Consider the following 6,028-nt stretch of genomic DNA (forward strand, 5'->3'; position numbering starts at 1 on the left):
TTATAGAGCTTTAACGCGCCGGAGCATGCGCGGTTATCGCCAATAGATAGGCTATTTCGGGCCAATAAAAAACCCGCCTTTTAAGGGGCGGGTTTTTTTGATCTGTCTAAGTAGGCCGAAGCCTACCTAGGCATCACTCAGAGTGCTTATTAGGCAACGTGAGTGGTGGTGATCACGCCGTTAGCGTAGCTGACCTGGGACAGGTCAGTAATGCCCGACAGAGTGATAACAGCTACGTTATCGGTGGTGCCAGTGCCAGCAGTGTGACCAACAGCGTTGGTTTCGATTACTGCGCTAACAACCTTGGTAGTAGCGTCTTGCAGGAAGAACACTTCTTTAGCCGAGGTGTTGGTGCCGGTGTAGAAACCGTCAGTACCAACTTTAACGTTGGAGTTGAAGGTGTAACCGTCGCCGATGTACAGAGCGTCACCCTTGTTGAAAGCAGTGATGGTGAAATCGTCAGTCGCTTTGATGGCGCTGAAGTAGAACAGGTCAGCAGCAGCAGTACCGGCCAGCACTGGCGATGTGGCATCCAGGTCGTGGATGTTGGCGCTAGCAACGACAGCAGCGTGTGCGTCTGCAGCCGACTCGAGTACGGCGGTGTGAGCGGTAACTTCAGCGTTGGCTTGAGTAACCAGAGCGTCAGCAGATTGCGCGTCAGCCAGGATTTTCGCAGCGTTTGTAGCAGCTACCGAGTCAGCAGCATAGGTAGTAGCGTGAACAGACGACAGCGCGGTGGTAGCGTCAGTTACAGCCTGAGTCGAAGCAGCTTTAGCGGCATCAGCAACAGCTACAGTTTTCAGAGCGCTGTAAGTCGCAGCAAATACACCAGTGTTGAAAGCCGCATCCAGTTGTGTCAGCGCATTAGCATCGCCAGCAGAAGCTTTAACAACTGCGTACAGTTCAGTAGCGTTAGCGATAGTTACAGTCGTACCCGACGCTGTGTGGTACGAGCTAACAGCGCTAGTGAAAGCAGTCTGGTTTGCTGTGCCGCTACCGATCACGCCATCCAAGCCGCCTTCAACGGAAGAGATGCTGGTAGGAGCAACCACTGCTACTTTAGCGTCAGCAGCTACGGCAGCATTGTAAGTGTTGATTTTGGCAACGGCGTTAACGTCGTTGGCAACCAAATCAGCACGGTCAGCGGCAACTGTGGTATTGGCGTTTGTCGATGCAGTCTGCAGGTCGGCAGTGCTGCTAGTCGAGATGTTGGCGCGCAGAGCAGTGGCGTTAGGGATCGCGACAGCAGCTTCGTTGTAGTCGATCGAGCCGTTGTTGTTGGTATCAGCGATAGCGGTCAACGAAGCGGTGTAGCCAGCGTTCAGAGCGACAACTTTGGCGTTCAGAGCGGAGAGCGAGTCAACTTTCGAAGCCTCATAAGCAGTCACTGCAGCAGCAGCAGCAACATCAGCTTTAACTTCTGCAACGCTTGCAGGAATAGCGATGCCTGGCAGAGCGGCCAAGTTGGTCAGCGCGGTAGTCACGGAAGCGGTAGTGCCGTCAACGCCAGCCAGTACCGAAGTAGCGTCATCGGAAGTGTAGTTGTCGCCAGCAGTCGAAGTGTAAACCTCGGCAACCAGGACCTTGTTAGCAACGATTTTAGCGTCAGTAGCCGAAGCGCCGTTTACGAAAGCAACCAGCAGTTGGTCGGTCTCAACGGAAGCGCCGCCACCGGTAGTCCAGTAAGCCAAGCCAGCTGCGTCAGCCGAGTGTCCGAACAGTTGCAGGTAGATCTTGGAAACGGTTTCAGTGCGGGTCAGGCCGGCGTAGGCATTTTGGTACTCAGGCTGCTCGTTAACGAAGTTAGCGCGCAGGTCTTCCAGAGTCAGGGTAGCCGGGGCAGTAGTGTCGCCATTGAGCTCATTCAGCCAGTAGTCCAGACCAGCTTTATCGGCAGCGCGGCCCAGGTAAGCGACATACAGCTGTTGAACTTGTGCAGAAGTGGTAGCCATTACGTTTTCATCTCCAATATGAGTCGATATCGACACTCAGGCATCCGTTCGGATGAAGGCCCGTCGGCCTCTGCCTGTTGCCACGCCCCAGCGGGCCGTGGCCCCCTTTATGGGAAGTCAGCGATCATCGCTAACCCTGCCGTCTGCTACTGACCCAAGCTCTTTTTTCAAAGCCCTTCAGACAGATAACTGACGATTGCGCGCCGATCATACATGTCAAAATAGCGGCGAAACAATAGCCGTGATCCATCTTTTTCCGGAAAGTCCATAGGGCTTTCTTGATGGGGTCAGTAGGAAGATTCGTTATTTTTTGTGGGCTAAAGTTCCGTAAATTTACGCCGATAATGCGCGCAAAACGTTGTTCAGACGAGCGGACACGGCACCCCACCCATGATTTTTCAACCACACATCCTGCTTGGCACGGGGCGATGCGTCTATCTCGGCCCTTATGCCATCACATAGCGATTGGCTATCAGTGCCCGGAAGAAATGTAACAGCATCGGACACATCCTCGAAAATCGACAACGGCGTGCACAGAACCGGACGACCGGTACTGAGCCCCCAACGCACCGCCGCACTCGACGATTCCTGGGTGTGCTGGTACGGGAAAACGATGACGCTGGCCATGCCCAACCAAGCCAGCGATTCCTCGTCCGAGAGGTAATCGGTGATCAGTGTCACTCGTCCGGATAAATCCGATTGAGTAATGCGCTCACGGCAGGTTTCGGCCAGTTCAGCCGAGGCCGGAACCGGGTATTGAGCGTTGACTAGCAGCAAATGCAGCGACGGGTCTTTCTGCGTCAGCATCGCAAAGGCTTCGATCAGCTCCGGCATGCCCTTGTGCGGCAGCAGGAAGCCGTAGCTGGCGATGATGGTTTTGCTTTGCAGTTTGGCCGCCAGTTGACGTGGGCCGGGTTCAGGCGGCGGGGTGTCGATGACGCCGTGGGGGAACATCAGCAGGTTGTCGTTCAGGCCAAAGTCCTTGAGGCGATTGAGGTCGCTGACGCTGTGCACCAGCAGCCGCGCGCAACCGGCCAGCGACTCGCGCATGTCACGCAGGGTCTTCAATTGTTCGCCGTGCTTCACATCCGCGGTGGAGTGGAACACCACCAATGTGCGAATGCCGCGCCCGTGTGCCCAATCCAAAAAGGTGGCAAATGGCTTTATACCGAAGAAAGAAAAGTTGAATTGAATCAACAGGGTATCGACCCCGGAACGCTCGACGGCGTTTTTCAGGCGCTCCAGGTTATCGTTCGGGCCAGCGGTCCAGCAGCGCTCGACATGGGTTTGGTCGCCAGCGGTCAGGATCGCGTCGTCGTTGGCAAATACCTGGCATTCCGGGCCGAATGCCGGTTCGAGCAATTTGGTGCTGTAGGTGGCGATGCCGCAGGCGCTGTTCCAGCTGGTAATGCTGCCCAGCTTCGGTGCCTTCTTTAATAAAGGCTGTTGCTGGGCCAGATGGATGGCCTCGGCGCTGGCCTTGGCCACTTCCGACCAGGTGAAACGGCTGCGAATCAGGGCATCGGCCGCTTCGACACGCTTGGCAGCGAATGCCGAGAACCTGCCCTTTTTCCAGGCGTCGTGGAATTCACCCAGAATGCTTGCCAAGTGCTCGGCATTGGGCTCGAACCACACCGATGCGCTGGCTTCCAGGTGCGTGCGGGCGCGTTCGTAGCGGTAGTCGATCAGCCAGGCGGTGTCCGGCGTGCAGAAGTCCGATTGCCCGCCCTGCCCTGTCGTCACCACAGGCAGTTTGTGCAGCATGGCTTCGGCCAGCGGCAGGCCGAAGCCTTCGCCACGGGACGGCGCGATCAGCACATCGCCCAGCACGTACAGCGCGCGCATGGCGCTGTCCGGCAGGTCCTGAACGATCAACTCCACGGCTGGCGCCGAGGGCAAGGCCGATGCCCAGTCCTTCACCTGTTGCTCGATGTCGTGGTGCGGGTTGGGGAAGGTCTTGATGATCAGGACCACAGCGTCGCTGGCGGTGAAGGCTTGCCCGTAGGACTTGAGCAACACGTCCACGCCCTTGCGCGGGAAGCATGACGACACGTGCAGCAGCTTGAGGCGCTCAGGCGTGGCTGCCGGCAGGGGCGGCAACGCAGAAGCGTCCACTTCGGCCCGCAGGATATGGTCGGCGCCCAGGCCCACGGTGATGATCGGCGCCGTCACGCCGTTGTCCACCAGCGTGCGGGTCACCCAGCTGGACATGCTGGTGACCAGATGCGCTTGATGGTTGAAGTCGTGGCAGAAGGCTTGCGGCAGGCAGGACTCTTCCCAGCCGTAACAGGAGACAACGTTGAAATCCCCCGCCATGTCGCTGACACGCGGCGGGTACATCAGCCGCAGCACGTTGCTGGCCGGGCGTTCGGCGCGATAATGCAAGGCAGCGCAGTCAGGGTTGGCTTCCAGGAACGCCGGATCGACCGGAATCGGGCCGGGGCCTTCAGTCGCCCGCAGCCCCACCCGGTGCCCGTTCTCGGCCAGTGCGCGGCCCAGCTCGCGGTTTACCAGCGCCAGGCTGTAGGTGCTGTCGAACGGCCCTTCGATGCGGTAATCGACGTTGATCTGCGGGGCGCGCTTTTCGAAGCTGTATTGCGGCAGGTTGAGGTCGAAGCGGCTCAGGAACGCGCTTAGGCGATCGTAAAGGTGCTGATAGGCGAATTCATGCAGCCGCTCGGCACCGCGACGCTTGAGGTGACGGCGCAGCGCGGGGTTTTCCATCAGTTGGGTAATGGTGGCGGCGACCACCTGCGGGTCATGGTCGTTGAGCAGCAGCCCCGCACCGTTGAGGGTGTGGGTCACGTTGCTCGACGGCGCGTCATAGGCCAGCACCGGCAGGCCATGGGCCATGGCCTCGATCAGCGGCATGCCGAAGCCTTCGTGATGGCTCAGGGACACGAACAGGTCGCTGCGGCTGTACAGGGAGACCAGGGTGTCGTCATCGACCTTGCCGGTCAGGCTGACGAACGCGCCGATGCCTAGGTCATCGATGCGCTTCTGGATCTGCTCTTTGTAGTCCATGACCGTAAAGCCACCCACCAGGTACAGGTGCAGCGGCACATGGGAGCGACGCAGCAACTGCGCGAAGGCCTCGACCACGCCGAGCTGGTTCTTGTGCGGCATGATGCGGCCCACGAACAGCAGCGTGAACGGACGCGGGAAGTCGTTGCGCTTGATGGCGTGGGGCTCGATGCGTTCAAGGTCGACCAGCAGCGGGATTTCGGTGGTGTTGTCGGTGGAATAACCGCGCTGCAGCAGTTCCTGCAGGTTCTGCCGGGAGTCGGCGATGCTGCCGGTCAGCCAGTGACGCCAGGTGTCGACCTGATCCCAGCCGTGGGCCAGCATGGGCTGGATGGCGTGCTCCGGCGGGAACAGCTCGCCCGGGGTGATGTTGTGAAAGACCATGAACTTGCGCTCGGGCAAGTCGCGCAGCCAGCCTTCGACCGGGTTGCCAATGCCATGGTGAACCAGCAACGCATCGGCGCTGCCGGGCGCGTAATCATCCATGCACAGCACATCGCCCTGCATGTGCTCGTTGGGCTTGATGCAATAAATATCGGAGGTAACGCCCGCCTGCCGCAGCAGCTTGCGGATCAACAGCATGCCGTTGCTGATGCCATCGCCGACGCTGACGCTGACGGCGAACTGATGAATAGTGATGCGTGCTTCATTCTGCATGGAGGTGCCCGGGATGAAGGTGAAAATGAAAAGAGCGATTATCGATCACTGAATAGAAGAATGGCAGCGGTATGTGTGCCGGCTGGCCGGCCGCGTGAAAACGACAAACCGACCCCGCCCCCCAACCTGCCCTACCGAACCGCCCGGTTTCGCCACCGCTGCGCGCTGGATCGTCAGCAAGCTGGACGCCTACGGCCTTCGGCCAGAAGCCCCCCCACCCACCACAACCCCGCCTCTGCCCGCAGGGCGTAGGAGCCTGGCTTGCCGGCGATCTGCCGCGAAGCGGCAGCAAAACCGGTGCACGCGGTACGTCTGATACAACCGAGTCGTCCGGTTTTGCCACCGCTACGCGCTGGATCGTCAGCAAGCTGGACGCCTACGGCCTTCGGCCAGAA

Annotated in this window: 2 protein-coding genes and 1 pseudogene; all 3 read right to left on the minus strand. The window is 59.1% G+C overall.

All coding sequences use genetic code 11. The features are described from left to right. Positions 1–149: 149 nt before the first annotated feature. Positions 150–1,952: a DUF4214 domain-containing protein gene (locus B3I26_RS15415; RefSeq protein WP_296258802.1), complete on the minus strand. Its 1,803-nt coding sequence runs from the start codon at positions 1,950–1,952 to the stop codon at positions 150–152. 333 nt (positions 1,953–2,285) lie between these two features. Beyond that, a complete protein-coding gene (locus B3I26_RS15420) occupies positions 2,286–5,633 on the minus strand; it encodes a glycosyltransferase family 4 protein (RefSeq protein ID WP_296258804.1) in 3,348 nt (1,115 codons plus the stop codon). 173 nt (positions 5,634–5,806) lie between these two features. Further along, positions 5,807–6,028: pseudogene (locus tag B3I26_RS15425) on the minus strand (hypothetical protein); the annotation flags it as partial.

This window comes from Pseudomonas sp. UBA5706, assembly GCF_002419965.1.
In the GTDB taxonomy this organism is placed as follows: Bacteria; Pseudomonadota; Gammaproteobacteria; order Pseudomonadales; family Pseudomonadaceae; genus Aquipseudomonas.